The organism is Streptomyces sp. BYX5S (genome assembly GCF_054724165.1).
In genome coordinates this window covers 2037070-2050691 of sequence record NZ_CM138829.1, presented here as the reverse complement: position 1 = coordinate 2050691, position 13622 = coordinate 2037070, and the positions used below count along the sequence as shown (strand labels likewise).

Annotated in this window: 12 protein-coding genes, 1 pseudogene and 1 riboswitch; of the genes and pseudogenes, 11 read left to right on the top strand and 2 right to left on the bottom strand. The window is 73.5% G+C overall.

The window, feature by feature from the left end; translation table 11 throughout:
* The first annotated feature begins 36 nt into the window (after window positions 1-36).
* The 8 genes from ACYBSK_RS09270 to ACYBSK_RS09235 all read left to right on the top strand — a co-directional run bounded on the left by ACYBSK_RS09270 (window position 37) and on the right by ACYBSK_RS09235 (window position 9432).
* Window positions 37-783, top strand: a complete 747-nt coding sequence (locus tag ACYBSK_RS09270; RefSeq protein WP_457476400.1) for a lysozyme — start codon at window positions 37-39, stop codon at window positions 781-783.
* 205 nt (window positions 784-988) lie between these two features.
* Entirely contained in the window at window positions 989-2263 is a 1275-nt protein-coding gene (locus ACYBSK_RS09265; RefSeq protein WP_460245748.1) for an inorganic phosphate transporter, read from the top strand.
* Window positions 2264-2279: 16 nt separating this feature from the next.
* Window positions 2280-2501, top strand: a complete 222-nt coding sequence (locus ACYBSK_RS09260) for a hypothetical protein (protein WP_457476398.1) — start codon at window positions 2280-2282, stop codon at window positions 2499-2501.
* A 109-nt stretch (window positions 2502-2610) separates the two neighbouring features.
* Window positions 2611-2754, top strand: a riboswitch (cobalamin riboswitch).
* 37 nt (window positions 2755-2791) lie between these two features.
* Window positions 2792-3748 carry a cobalamin biosynthesis protein gene (locus ACYBSK_RS09255; protein WP_460246989.1) on the top strand — a complete coding sequence of 319 codons (957 nt, stop codon included), beginning with the start codon at window positions 2792-2794 and terminating at the stop codon, window positions 3746-3748.
* Entirely contained in the window at window positions 3745-5256 is a 1512-nt protein-coding gene (locus ACYBSK_RS09250) for a cobyric acid synthase (RefSeq protein ID WP_460245747.1), read from the top strand. The genes ACYBSK_RS09255 and ACYBSK_RS09250 overlap by 4 nt, the downstream gene beginning before the upstream one ends.
* Before the next feature lie 109 nt (window positions 5257-5365).
* A complete protein-coding gene (locus ACYBSK_RS09245) occupies window positions 5366-7435 on the top strand; it encodes a putative cobaltochelatase (RefSeq protein WP_460245746.1) in 2070 nt (689 codons plus the stop codon).
* Complete coding sequence (gene cobO / locus ACYBSK_RS09240; RefSeq protein ID WP_457476395.1) at window positions 7436-8035, top strand: cob(I)yrinic acid a,c-diamide adenosyltransferase; 600 nt, start codon at window positions 7436-7438, stop codon at window positions 8033-8035.
* On the top strand, window positions 8029-9432 hold the full coding sequence (locus ACYBSK_RS09235) for a cobyrinate a,c-diamide synthase (protein ID WP_457476394.1): 1404 nt from the start codon (window positions 8029-8031) through the stop codon (window positions 9430-9432). The genes cobO and ACYBSK_RS09235 overlap by 7 nt, the downstream gene beginning before the upstream one ends.
* Window positions 9433-9437: 5 nt before the next feature.
* Here the strand turns inward: ACYBSK_RS09235 and ACYBSK_RS09230 are convergent, their stop codons facing one another.
* Window positions 9438-10169 (bottom strand): ZIP family metal transporter, encoded by a 732-nt coding sequence (locus ACYBSK_RS09230; RefSeq protein ID WP_457476393.1) that lies wholly within the window; start codon window positions 10167-10169, stop codon window positions 9438-9440.
* A gap of 48 nt (window positions 10170-10217) precedes the next feature.
* Here ACYBSK_RS09230 and ACYBSK_RS09225 point away from each other — a divergent pair, with 48 nt between their 5' ends.
* The 3 genes and pseudogenes from ACYBSK_RS09225 (at window position 10218) to cobC (ending at window position 12139) form a co-directional block, all read left to right on the top strand.
* Window positions 10218-10607, top strand: coding sequence for a cobalamin biosynthesis protein (locus ACYBSK_RS09225; protein WP_460245745.1), 390 nt, complete (start codon window positions 10218-10220; stop codon window positions 10605-10607).
* Between the two features lie 80 nt (window positions 10608-10687).
* A pseudogene (locus tag ACYBSK_RS09220) lies at window positions 10688-10921 on the top strand (Rv2231c family pyridoxal phosphate-dependent protein CobC); the annotation flags it as partial.
* Between the two features lie 129 nt (window positions 10922-11050).
* Entirely contained in the window at window positions 11051-12139 is a 1089-nt protein-coding gene (cobC, locus tag ACYBSK_RS09215; protein WP_460246988.1) for an Rv2231c family pyridoxal phosphate-dependent protein CobC, read from the top strand.
* A 289-nt stretch (window positions 12140-12428) separates the two neighbouring features.
* Here cobC and ACYBSK_RS09210 read toward each other — a convergent pair whose 3' ends face one another.
* Entirely contained in the window at window positions 12429-13376 is a 948-nt protein-coding gene (locus ACYBSK_RS09210) for an SCO1860 family LAETG-anchored protein (protein WP_457476391.1), read from the bottom strand.
* Window positions 13377-13622: the final 246 nt, after the last annotated feature.

The window sequence follows — 13622 nt, the reverse complement described above, 5'->3', positions numbered from 1 at the left end:
GTGGATTTGTCTCGCACGTCGCTTTCGGGGGAAACCATGGTTTCTGGTCGTACGCCGCTTCCGCGCCGCTCCCGCCTCGCCGCGTTCACGTCCGTCGCGGCGCTGGCCGTAGGCGGGACCCTGCTCGCGGAACTGCCGGCCCAGGGCGCGGGCAAACCGCGCGGGCACGACGTCTCCTCGCACCAGAAGAAGGTGAACTGGCAGAAGGCGAAGGAGAAGGGCGCCCGGTTCGTCTACGTGAAGGCGACCGAGTCGACGACGTACCGCAACCCCTACTTCTCGCAGCAGTACGACGGCGCCCGGAACGCGGGCATCATCCGGGGCGCGTACCACTTCGCACTGCCCCACAAGTCGTCCGGCACGGCGCAGGCCTCGTACTTCGTGCGCAACGGCGGAGCGTGGCGCGGGGACGGCTGGACACTGCCGCCCGCGCTCGACATCGAGTACAACCCGTACAGCAAGAAGCACCCCTGCTACGGGCTGCGGAAGTCCACGCTGGTGTCCTGGATCAAGTCGTTCAGCGACCAGGTCGTGCGCAGCACCGGGCGCCGTCCGGTCATCTACACCAACACCCGGTGGTGGCAGAAGTGCACCGGCAACAGTCCGGCCTTCGCGAGCAACCACGCGTTGTGGCTCGCCCGGTACGACGCGAGCGCGGGCGCACTACCCGCGGGCTGGACGTACTGGACGTTCTGGCAGTACGACAACAGCGGCCGGCTCCCGGGTGATCAGAATCTCTTCAACGGCTCGACGGACCAGCTCAGGCGGTTCGCGAGGGGGTAGCCGAAGGTCCCGGCCCTTCGGCCCTGGAGCCCACCGTTCCGGGGCCGAACGGCCCTCGAACCGGAATCGGCGGGACCGTCGCGCGGGAAGCGGAGAGATCGCCCTCCGGTTCGGGTCACCAGTGCGCCCGACCCAGTTCATCTTCCGTTCACTCGGGCTCTTTACGTTCCGAAGAACCACTGACGTCCAACCGAAGCCTGGGTAAATGGAACACATCACGCTGCTCCTAGCGATCGTGATCGTTACCGCGCTGGTCTTTGATTTCACCAACGGTTTCCACGACACCGCCAACGCGATGGCTACGACCATCTCGACGGGCGCCCTCAAGCCGAAGACGGCGGTGGCCATGTCCGCCGTGCTGAACCTCGTCGGAGCGTTCCTCTCCGTCGAGGTCGCCAAGACGATCTCCGGCGGCATCATCAACGAGGACGGCCTCAAAACAGAGGTCATCTTCGCGGCGCTGGTAGGCGCCATCCTCTGGAATCTGCTGACCTGGCTGCTCGGCCTGCCGTCCAGCTCCTCGCACGCCCTGTTCGGCGGCCTCATCGGCGCCGCGGTCATGTCGATGGGCTGGTCCTCGGTCAACGGCGGCACCGTCGTCACGAAGGTGCTGCTGCCCGCGGTGGCCGCGCCGCTCGTCGCCGGCATCGCCTCGATGCTGGCCACCCGCCTCACGTACCGCATCAGCAGGAAGACGGACGAGAAGGCGACCGCCAAGGGGTACCGCGCCGGGCAGATCGCCTCCGCGGGCCTCGTCTCCCTCGCGCACGGCACCAACGACGCGCAGAAGACGATGGGCATCATCACCCTCGCCCTGATCACCGGTGGCGTGCTCGCGCCGGACGCCGACCCGCCGATGTGGGTCATCGTCTCGGCCGGTGTGGCCATCGCCCTCGGCACGTACCTGGGCGGCTGGCGCATCATCCGCACCATGGGCAAGGGCCTCACCGAACTGGCGCCGCAGCAGGGCTTCGCCGCCCAGACCAGTGCGGCGACCGCGATCCTCGCCTCCTCGCACCTGGGCTTCTCGCTCTCCACCACGCAGGTCTGCTCCGGCGGTGTGATGGGCGCGGGCCTCGGCCGCAAGGGCGGTGTCGTCCGCTGGTCGACCGCCACCCGGATGTTCGTCGCGTGGGGTCTGACCCTGCCGGCCGCCGGTCTGGTGGGCGCGGGCGCCGAGTTCCTGACCAAGCAGGGCCCGTGGGGCGTCGGCCTCACCGCCGCGCTGCTCGTGACCGGCTCCGCGGTCATCTGGAAGCTGTCGCGCCGCAACTCCATCGACCACACCAACGTCACGGCGGACGACCCGCACGGCGAATCCGCGCAGGAGGCCCCGGGTGTCGTGACGACCGCGATCGCCTCGGTCAGCCCGCCGCCGGTGGGCACCGTCGAGCCGGTCGAGTCCGAGGCCCGGATCCCCGTCCAGCCGAAGGCCGGAGCGGTGAACGACCCCGCGCGCGCCGCCGGCGCCACGCTGTAAGGAAGCAGGAGCAGCTATGAAGATCGACTGGGCGGCCCTCGGCTCCGTGTTCGGCGTCAGCCTCGTGGTCACCGTGGCCCTCGTGGGCCTGTTCACCCTCGGCATCGTGAGCCTGTCCAAGCGGGAGTCGGCGGCGCAGCGCGGCGGTTCCGCGGCGGTCGCGACGTCCGGGGCCTACCTCTGCTTCGCGCTCTGCGCGGCGGCCGTGGTCTACGGGATCTCCCTGATCGTGGCCTGAGAAGGCCGAGCCCCGAACCAGGCGGGCGGGGTGCGGGACGTTTCGGCGTCCCGCACCCCGCCCGCTCGTGTCACCCCACCCGCGTACGCCTGAACAGCAAGTTGACGTGCCAACTCGGAGCGTGGTGGACTTCCCCCGCCATATACGGCAGCAGTTGAGGAAGCCGGTGCGAATCCGGCGCGGTCCCGCCACTGTGAGCCCCCTTCTTCCGGATGGGGCGAGCCAGGAACTCTCGCTGCCGGTCTCGTCGAACCAGGGCGTGGACACCCTGAGTGAGGACACCCACCGCCATGTTCGCCCCGCGCGGCAACTGGCGGCACGAGCGCGTGTACGCGTGCGGTGCCGCCGTCGGAATCTTCGCCGACCTCCTTCTTGGTGATCCGCGCCGAGGGCACCCCGTCGCCGGTTTCGGCCGCACCGCGGGCGCCGTCGAACAGGTGCTGTGGCGGGACCACCGGGGCGCGGGCGCCCTGCACACCGCGGTGTGTGCCGGTGGCGCCGCCGCTCTCGCCGCCGCCACCGCCCGTCTGGTACGCCGTTCCCCCGCCGCCTCCGTCGCGCTGACGGCCGCCGCGACCTGGGCCGTCGTCGGGGGCACCTCGCTGGGCCGGGAGGCGCGGGCCGTCGGCTCCGCGCTGGAGGCCGGGGACGTGGAGCTGGCGCGGGAGCTGCTGCCCCGGCTGTGCGGGCGCGACCCCGAGGGCCTCGACGCCGACGGGATCGCGCGCGGCGTCGTCGAGTCCGTCGCCGAGAACACCTCCGACGCCGTCGTGGGCGCGCTCGTGTGGGGCGCGCTCGGCGGGGTGCCGGGCCTGGTCGCCTTCCGCGCGGTGAACACGCTCGACGCGATGGTCGGCCACAAGTCCCCGAGGTACCGGCGGTTCGGCTGGGCCTCGGCCCGCCTCGACGACGTGGCGGGCTGGCCGGGGGCGCGGCTCACCGGGGTCCTCGCGGTGCTCGCGGGCGGCCGCCCGAAGGAGGCGCTGGCCGCGTGGCGGGCCGACGCGCGGCGTCACCCCAGTCCGAACGCCGGCGTCGTCGAGGCCTCCTTCGCGGGGGCGCTCGGGGTGCGGCTCGGCGGGACGCTGGCGTACGGCGGGCGGGTCGAGCACCGGCCGGTGCTGAACGAGCCGGGGCGCGCCGTCGAGGTGCGTGATGTGGATCGGGCCGTGCGGCTGTCACGGCGGGTTTCTCTGTTGGCGTTGGGAGTCTGTGTGAGCGGGCGGTTGCTGTGGGCGCGACGATGACGGGCGGGGGGCTCCTCGTCGCGGGGACCACCTCCGACGCCGGGAAGAGTGTCGTCACCGCCGGGATCTGCCGGTGGCTGGTGCGGCAGGGCGTGAAGGTCGCGCCGTTCAAGGGGCAGAACATGTCCCTGAACTCCTTCGTGACCCGCGAGGGTGCCGAGATCGGCCGGGCGCAGGCCATGCAGGCGCAGGCCGCCCGGGTCGAGCCGAGCGCGCTGATGAACCCCGTCCTGCTGAAGCCGGGCAGCGACCGCAGCAGCCAGGTCGTCCTCATGGGCAAACCCGTGGGCGAGCTGAGCGCGCGCGGCTACCACGGCGGGCGGCAGGCGGCGCTGATGGACACCGTCGTCGGATGCCTGGAGGAACTGCGGGCCACGCACGACGCCGTGATCTGCGAGGGCGCCGGATCGCCCGCCGAGATCAATCTGCGGCGCACCGACATCGTGAACATGGGGCTCGCGCGGGCCGCCCGGCTGCCGGTGCTCGTCGTGGGCGACATCGACCGGGGCGGGGTCTTCGCCTCGTTCTTCGGGACGACGGCGCTGCTCGCGCCGGAGGACCAGGAGCTGCTCGCCGGGTACCTGGTGAACAAGTTCCGCGGCGACGTGAGCCTTCTCGAACCGGGGCTCGACATGCTCAAGTCCCTCACCGGGCGGGCGACTTACGGTGTGCTGCCGTTCCAGCACGGCCTCGGCATCGACGAGGAGGACGGGCTGCGGGTCTCCCTGCGGGGCGCCGTCCGGGAGTCGGTCGTGGCGCCTCCCGTGGGCGAGGACGTGCTGCGGGTCGCCGTGTGCGCGGTGCCGCTGATGTCGAACTTCACCGATGTGGACGCGCTGGCCGCCGAGCCGGGAGTCGTCGTGCGGTTCGTGGACCGGGCCGAGGAGCTCGTCGACGCGGACCTGGTCGTGGTGCCGGGCACGCGCGGCACCGTGCGGGCGCTGGAGTGGCTGCGCGAGCGCGGGCTCGCGCGGGCTCTGGCGCGGCGGGCCGCCGAGGGGCGGCCGGTGCTCGGCATCTGCGGCGGGTTCCAGCTGCTCGGCGACACCATCGAGGACGACGTGGAGTCGCGGGCCGGAACCGTGGAAGGCCTCGGCCTGCTTCCCGTACGCGTGCGGTTCGAGGCGGAGAAGACGCTCGCCCGGCCGGTCGGGGAGGCGCTCGGCGAGTACGTCGAGGGGTACGAGATCCATCACGGTGTCGCCGAGGTGCTGGGCGGCGAGGCGTTCTTGGACGGGTGCCGGGTCGGGGCCGTGTGGGGGACGCACTGGCACGGGTCGCTGGAGTCGGACGGGTTCCGGCGGGCGTTTCTGCGGGCCGTCTCCGATGCTGCCGGGCGGCGGTTCGTGCCGGCGGCGGACACGTCGTTCGAGGCGCTTCGGGAGGAGCAGCTCGACCGGCTCGGGGATCTGGTCGAGCGGCACGCGGACACGGATGCGTTGTGGCGGTTGATCGAGGGGGGTGCGCCCGCGGGGCTGCCGTTCGTGCCTCCCGGGGCGCCGTCGTGAGAATCGCCCCCTCCGCCCCTTCCCGTCCCGTCCCTGGGGGCTTCGCCCCCAGACCCCCCGAAAAGATTGCGCAGTTCCCCGCGCCCCTGATGATGGAGGTCCGTTTTCGATGAGCGCTCCCTATCCGTTCACCGCCGTCGTCGGGCAGGACGATCTGCGGCTCGCCCTGTTGCTCAACGCCGTGTCGCCCGCCGTCGGCGGTGTGCTCGTGCGCGGCGAGAAGGGGACGGCCAAGTCCACCGCCGTGCGGGCGCTGTCCGCGCTCATGCCGGGCGTCGACGTCGTCCCCGGGTGCCGGTTCTCGTGCGATCCGGCGGCGCCCGATCCGCGGTGCCCGGACGGGCCGCACGGGCAGGCCCCGGGGTCGCTGCGGGACGCCCGCATGGTCGAGTTGCCGGTCGGCGCGTCCGAGGACCGGCTCGTGGGTGCGCTCGACATCGAGCGGGCGCTCGCCGAGGGCGTGAAGGCCTTCGAGCCGGGGCTGCTCGCCGACGCGCACCGCGGGATCCTCTACGTCGACGAGGTCAATCTGCTCCACGACCACCTCGTCGACCTGCTGCTCGACGCCGCCGCCATGGGTGCCTCGTACGTCGAGCGCGAGGGCGTGTCCGTGCGGCACGCCGCGCGCTTCCTGCTCGTCGGGACCATGAACCCCGAAGAGGGCGAGCTGCGGCCGCAGTTGCTCGACCGGTTCGGGCTCACCGTGGAGGTCGCCGCCTCCCGCGAGCCGGAGCAGCGGGTCGAGGTCGTCAAGCGGCGCCTCGCCTACGACGACGACCCCGAGAGCTTCGTCGGCCGGTGGGCCGAGGACGAGGCCGACGTACGGGCCCGGATCGTCGCCGCGCGCGAGCTGCTGCCCCACGTCCGGCTCGGTGACCGGGCGTTGACGCAGATCGCGGCGACGTGCGCGGCCTTCGAGGTGGACGGCATGCGCGCCGACATCGTGATGGCCCGCACCGCCACGGCGCTCGCCGCCTGGGCGGGACGCACCGACGTGCTCGCGGAGGACGTGCGGCAGGCCGCGCTGCTGGCGCTCCCGCACCGCCGGCGCCGCAACCCCTTCGACGCGCCGGGGCTCGACGAGGACAAGCTCGACGAGACCCTGGACGAGTTCGGTCCCGAGGACGAGCCCGAGGGCCCCGACGACGACCCCGACGGGGGTCCGGACGGCGGCGGTCCCGGTGGCGGTGTGCCGCCGCAGGACGGCCCGCACGACGCTCCCCAGGACACCGGCGACACCCCGGAGCCGCAGGACGCCCCGGCCGGCGACGACCGCGAGGACTCCCCCGAGCAGCCCGCCACCGCGCCCGCGTCCGCCTCCGGGGCGCCCGAGCAGAAGCCCGTGGCGGCCGGTGAGCCCTTCCGTACGAAGATGCTGAGCGTTCCCGGTCTCGGCGAGGGAGCCGCGGGGCGGCGGTCCCGGGCCCGTACCGAGCACGGCCGCACCACCGGCGCCACCCGCCCGCGCGGCGCCCTGACCAAGCTGCACCTGGCCGCGACCGTGCAGGCCGCCGCCCCGCACCAGCGGGCGCGCGGCCGTTCGGGCCGGGGGCTCGTCGTACGCCGGGACGATCTGCGGCAGGCCACCCGTGAGGGCCGCGAGGGCAACCTCGTCCTGTTCGTGGTCGACGCCTCCGGGTCGATGGCGGCGCGGCAGCGGATGACCGCCGTGAAGGGCGCCGTGCTCTCGCTGCTGCTCGACGCCTACCAGCGGCGCGACAAGGTGGGGCTCGTGACGTTCCGGAAGTCGGGGGCCGAGGTCGCCCTGCCGCCGACGTCCAGCGTGGACGCCGCCGCCGCCCGCCTGGAGTCACTGCCGACCGGCGGGCGCACCCCGCTGGCGGCCGGGCTGCTGAAGGCGCACGAGGTGCTGCGCGTGGAACGGCTGCGGGATCCGGCGCGGCGGCCGCTCATGGTCGTCGTGACCGACGGGCGGGCCACGGGCGGCCCGGAGCCCGTGAAACTCGCGGGGCGGGCGGCCGGGCTGCACGCCGCCGAGGGCACCGCCTCCGTCGTCGTCGACTGCGAGACCGGCATGGTGCGCCTCGGGCTCGCCGCCGAACTCGCGGGCCGTCTCGGCGGCACCGCCGTCACGCTGGACGAGCTGCGGGCGGACTCGATCGCCGGGCTCGTGAAGGACGTCACCGGAACGCAGAACACCACCAGGAGGGCCGCTTAAATGCCGCAGGGACAGCCGAGCGTCGTACCGAACGACGGACTGACGACTCGTCAGCGCCGCAACCGGCCACTGGTGTTCGTGCACACCGGCATCGGCAAGGGCAAGTCGACGGCCGCGTTCGGGCTCGCGCTGCGCGCCTGGAACCAGGGGTGGCCGATCGGGGTGTTCCAGTTCGTCAAGTCGGCGAAGTGGAAGGTCGGCGAGGAGAACGCGCTCAAGACGCTCGGCGCGAGCGGCGAGGGCGGCACCGTGGCCTGGCACAAGATGGGCGAGGGCTGGTCGTGGGTGCAGCGTGACGATCAGGCCGACAACGAGGAGAAGGCGCGCGAGGGCTGGGAGCAGGTCAAGCGGGACCTGGCCGCCGAGACCTACCGGCTGTACGTGCTCGACGAGTTCGCCTACCCGATGCACTGGGGCTGGATCGACGTGGACGACGTGGTGGAGACGCTGCGCAACCGTCCCGGACAGCAGCACGTCGTCATCACGGGCCGCAACGCCCCCGAGAAGCTGGTCGAGTTCGCGGATCTCGTCACCGACATGTCGAAGGTGAAGCACCCGATGGACGCGGGCCAGAAGGGCCAGCGGGGCATCGAATGGTAGCTGTGCGGGCCGTGGGCGTGCCCCGACTGGTGGTCGCCGCTCCGGCCTCCGGGACCGGCAAGACGACCGTGGCGACGGGCCTGATGGCGGCGTTCGCCGAGCGGGGGCTCGCCGTGTCGCCGCACAAGGTGGGGCCGGACTACATCGACCCCGGGTACCACGCCCTCGCGACGGGCCGTCCGGGGCGCAACCTCGACGCGTACATGTGCGGGCCCGAGCTGGTGGCGCCGCTGTTCGCGCACGGGGCGGCGGGGTGCGAACTCGCCGTGGTGGAAGGCGTGATGGGGCTCTTCGACGGTGCGTCGGGCGAGGGGGAGCTGGCGTCGACGGCGCATGTCGCGAAGCTGCTGAAGGCGCCGGTCGTCCTCGTCGTCGACGCCTCCTCGCAGTCGCGGTCGGTGGCGGCGCTCGTGCACGGGTTCGCCTCGTTCGACCCCGAGGTGCGGCTGGCGGGGGTCATCCTCAACAAGGTCGGTTCCGACCGGCACGAGGAGTTGCTCCGCGAGGCCATGGAGGAGGTGGGCGTTCCGGTGTACGGGGCGCTGCGGCGTGCTCCGCAGGTGGAGACGCCGTCGCGGCATCTGGGGCTGGTGCCGGTGGCCGAGCGGAGTGCGGGGGCGGTGGAGTCCGTACGGGCTGCTGCCGCGATGGTGCGGGAGGGGTGTGATCTGGAGGGGTTGTTGGGGCTTGCGCGTACGGCTCCGCCGCTCTTGACGGAGGCGTGGAGTCCCGGCCCGGCCGGGGTTGACGCCGCGGGGCTCTGCCCCGGACCCCGCTCCTCAATCGCCGGAAGGGCTGGAACGGTGGCGGTTGCCGGCGGCGCGGCGTTCACCTTTTCGTACGCCGAGCACACGGAGTTGTTGCGGGCGGCGGGGGCCGAGGTCGTGACGTTCGATCCGCTGCACGACGAAAGCCTCCCGGAGGGCACCGCGGCCGTGGTGATCGGTGGCGGGTTTCCCGAGGTGTACGCGCCCGAGCTCTCGGCCAATGAACGGCTGCGGAAGGCCGTGGCGGAGCTGGCGCGGTCCGGGGCTCCCGTCGTCGCGGAGTGCGCGGGGCTGCTCTATCTGTCCCGGTCGCTCGACGGGCAGCCGATGTGCGGGGTGCTGGAGGCCGACGCGACGATGTCGGGGCGGCTCACGCTCGGCTACCGCGACGCCGTGGCCGTGTCCGACAGCCCGCTCGCCCCTGCGGGGGCCCGGCTGCGCGGGCACGAGTTCCACCGGACCGTGCTCGAACCGGGCGCGGGGCCCACGCCCGCCTGGGGCATGCGGCTGCCGACGCGGCGCGTCGAGGGCTTCGTCCAGGGCGGCGTGCACGCCAGCTATCTGCACACCCACTGGGCGGCGCGGCCGGACATCGCGCACCGTCTGGTCCAGTGGACCGGCGCACGGTGAACGGCTCAGCCCGCGATGCCCACCACGAGCCAGATGAACGCCGCGCCCGCGACGGTGCACAGCAGCGTCGAGCGGGCCGGGTGCTCGTGGTGGGCCTCCGGCAGGATCTCCGCGGCGGCCAGGTACAGCAGGACGCCGCCGAAGAATCCGAGATAGCCGCCGAGCAATTGCTCCGGAATGGTGAACAGCAGCGTCGACGCGGCGCCCACCACGGGCGCGCAGGCGTCCGCGAACAGCATCATCAGCGCCTTGCGGCGGGCGTTCCCGTACAGCCGGGTGATCGTGTACGTGTTGAAGCCGTCCGCGAAGTCGTGGGCGATCACGGCGAGCGCCACCGCCGTGCCCATGCCGCCGCCGATCTGGAAGGCGGCGCCGATGGCCATGCCGTCCATCAGGCTGTGCCCGACCATCGCGGACGCCGCGGTGAGGCCCACCTCGGGGGCCCGTCCGTTCGCGGTCTCCTCCGCTCCGTGGGCGGCCTGGCGGCGGGCCAGCAGGTGCTCCATGATGTGCGCCCCGAGGAACCCGGCGACGAACAGCAGCAGCGCCGCCGGCACCCCGAACACCTCGCCGCCCGCCGCCTCCAGGGCTTCCGGCAGCAGGTCGAGGCCGACGACGCCGAGCATCAGTCCACCGGCGAGGCCGAGCACCAGGTGGCGCCGGTCGGTGACCCGCTGCGCGGTCCAGCCACCGACCAGGGTCATCACAAAGGCGCTCAGCGCCACGATCACGGCCATGGCCCCTTGCTAACCCATCCGGGGGCCGGTTCGCACATCCGGCGCGGCGTGATCGTCGGTGTCGGCGCCCGGTCCGGCGTCTCGGCGGACGATGTGCTCGGGCTCGTCCGGGCCGTGCTGGCCGAGGCGGGGACGACGCGGGTGCTGGCGCTCGCGACGGTCGACACGAAGGGCCGCGAGCCCGGCATCCTCGCGGCGGCGCGGGCGCTGGGCGTGCCGCTGGAGACGTACGACGCCGAGCGGCTCGCCGCCGTCCCCGTGCCGCATCCGTCCGCGCGGGCCCGCGCCGCCGTGGGCACCCCCTCGGTGGCGGAGGCCGCGGCGCTCGTACGGGGTGGTGAACTGCTCGTCCCGAAGCGGACGTCGGCCGGGGCGGGCGGAGGGCCGGGGCGGGTGACGTGTGCGGTGGCAGGCGTCCGGCCCGCGCGCCCCGGGTAGGCACGTGGCCCTCGGCCTTCGGGGCCCCCGTACGCTGCCCCTCCTCGACTCCCTCTGATCTTCCGCAAGGAGCCCGATCCATGCACACTCCTCCCCCGGCCCTGCTCGCGGCCCTGGAGCAACGGCTCGACGACGTTCTGGGCGGCGGCCCGCGCACCCCGCGCGACCGGGCCGACGCGACGGTGCTGCTGGTCGGTCCGGGAGCGGCCGACCCCGCCGCCAACGCCGAACTCGCCGCCGCGGCACGGCTGTTGTGGGAGGGCAGCGGGTACGCGGGAGTGGAGACGGCGTACGTGTCGGCGGCGCCCGACGTACCGACGGGGCTCGACCGGTGTGCGGCGCTCGGAGCGCGGCGGGTGGTCGTGCTGCCGTACGAGGGGCTCACGTCGGACCGGTTCCGGGCGCAGGCCGAGGGGTGGGCGGCGGCGCGGCCGGAGGTCGAGGTGCGGTGCGCGCCCCTCGCCGCCGCGCCCGCCCCGGCCGACGGGCCCGATCTGCGGCACCACGGTGACGCCGAAGTCCGCGACGACGGAGAGAAGTTGACCGATCTCGCGGTGAACGTACGGACCGGGACGCCGCCGTCCTGGCTGCGGGAGCACATCGCCGGGTCGCTGGAGGGGCTCGCGGCGTACCCCGACGGGCGCGCGGCGCGGGCCGCCGTGGCCGCGCACCACGGGGTGCCGGCGGAGCGGGTGCTGCTGACGGCCGGGGCGGCGGAGGCGTTCGTGCTGCTGGCGCGGGCGCTGCGGGTGCGCAGGCCCGTCGTCGTGCACCCTCAGTTCACCGAGCCCGAGGCGGCGTTGGAGGACGCCGGGCATGCGGTGGGGCGGGTGCTGCTGCGGGAGGAGGACGGGTTCCGGCTCGATCCCGGGCTGGTGCCGCACGACGCGGACCTGGTGGTCGTCGGCAACCCGACCAATCCGACGTCGGTGCTGCATCCGGGGCAGGCGCTGACGCGGTTGGCGCGGCCGGGGCGGTATCTGGTGGTCGACGAGGCGTTCATGGACGCGGTGCCGGGCGAGCGGGAGTCCCTGGCCGGGCGGACGGACGTGCCGGGGCTCGTGGTACTGCGGAGCCTGACGAAGACGTGGGGGCTCGCCGGGTTGCGGGTCGGGTACGTGGTGGCTCCGCCGGAGGTGGTGGCCGCGCTGGAGCGGGCGCAGCCGTTGTGGCCGGTGTCCTCGCCCGCGTTGGTCGCGGCGCAGGCGTGTGTGTCGGCGCGGGGGGTCGCGGAGGCGGCCGACGCGGCGAGCGCGGTCGCGGCCGACCGGGAGCATCTGGTGGGCCTGCTGCGGGAGTTGGAGCCGTACGGGGTGTCCGTGGCCGGGCCCGCGGAGGGGCCGTTCGTGCTGGTGCGGGTGCCGGGGGCGGTGGGGGTCCGGGAGCGGTTGCGGGGGGTCGGGTTCGCCGTGCGGCGGGGCGACACGTTTCCTGGGCTGGGGCCGGACTGGATACGGATCGCGGTCCGCGACCCCGCCACGCACACCCGCTTCACCCAGTCCCTCCGCGACACCCTCCCCCACCCATCGTGACCGTCACGCCTGCCGGACACATTCCCCGCGGCCGCCGCGCCCGCTACGCCGGTTGAGCAATTCCAGCCCCTCCGGCGCTTGAGGAGCGGGGTCCGGGGCAGCGCCCCGTGACCGTACGCCCCTGCGGTGTTGCGGACGCGGGGCTCCGCCCCGGACCCCGCTGCTCAATCGCCGCAGGGGCTCCAATGGCTGCACCAGGGCCCAGGAGCAGGATGGGCGCAGCCCCACCGCAGGGGCTCCCGTGGCTGCACCGGGGCGCGGCCCCACCGCAGGGGCTGGAAGCGTGGCGTTACGCCCTGGCCCGGCCCCGGCGCGCGAGCGCAACCGCTCCGCCGCCCGCCACCAACAACACAATCGCCCCGCCCGCGATGTACGGCGTCAGATCGTTGCCACCCGTCTCGGCGAGATCCTGTCGCTCCGCCTTCGGCTCAGTCGCCGGCTCCGCCTCCGCCACCGGCTTCACCGGCGTGTCCGCCTGCTCGCCCTGCGGCTCGGGCGCCGCCTTCGGCGTCTCGCAGGTGGCCTCCGCGAGGGTGACCTCACCGTCGACCTCCGCGACGTTGAGGTTCAACGGGTTGACGTGGACCTTGAGTTGCAGCGCGGACGCCGCCGCCGTCGTGTCCGTCGTGGAACGGTTGGAGAGGCCGAGGGTCACCTCGCCGACCTCCGGCACCTTGATGGACGTCGTACCGCCCGCGGTCAGCGTGATCTTCTTGCCGAGGACGGTGACGTCCCCCAGCACGTTGGACTCGGCGACCGGCTTCTCCCCCGCGACGCACGTCGCCCTCGACGTGACCTGCCCGACCTCGATGAGGGAGAGCAGCGGAAGGCCGGGGACGTGGACCTTGGCATGGGCGAGCTCGGTGAGGCCCTCCGCCTTTCCGCCCTCGACCGTGGCCTTCGCCTTCGCCACGTCGGCGCGCAGCACGCTGAACGGCTGCCCGCCGTCGACGCCGTCGAGCCGGGCGGTCAGGGCGGTCTTGTCGGCGCTCTCGGGCGCCTGCACCTCGTTGAGCGAGACCTTGAGCGGGACGTTCACGGTCTTGTTGAGGAGCGACACGTCGAGCCCCGTGCGGAGCACGGTCGCGCTGGACTTGCCCCCGCGGTCCTCGGTCGCCGAGGCGGGCCCCGCGGCCGCGAGCACCGCGGGTCCCGCGACGAGCGCCGTGACGGCGGCGGTCGCGGCGAGGCGGCGGGCGGGCGTGCGCAGTGCGGTGGTCAGGGTGGAGCTGGGCATGGCGGTGGGACCCCCAAGGGAAAAACCGGGACAGGAAGAACCGGGACGAGAAGAACGGGACGGTCTCGACCCGACCGGCCGACGGTCCGTCTGGCGGACGGACTCGACCGGTCGTCGATGAGGGAATCTTTACGCACTGAGAGTGAACGGGCGGCAACCCGGCGTGAGTTCACCCCATCGAGCGGTTTCCGCGCACCTCTTCGAATCCCTGGGCTCGTTCGTTCCCTTCCGCCCCGCGGGTGTCGT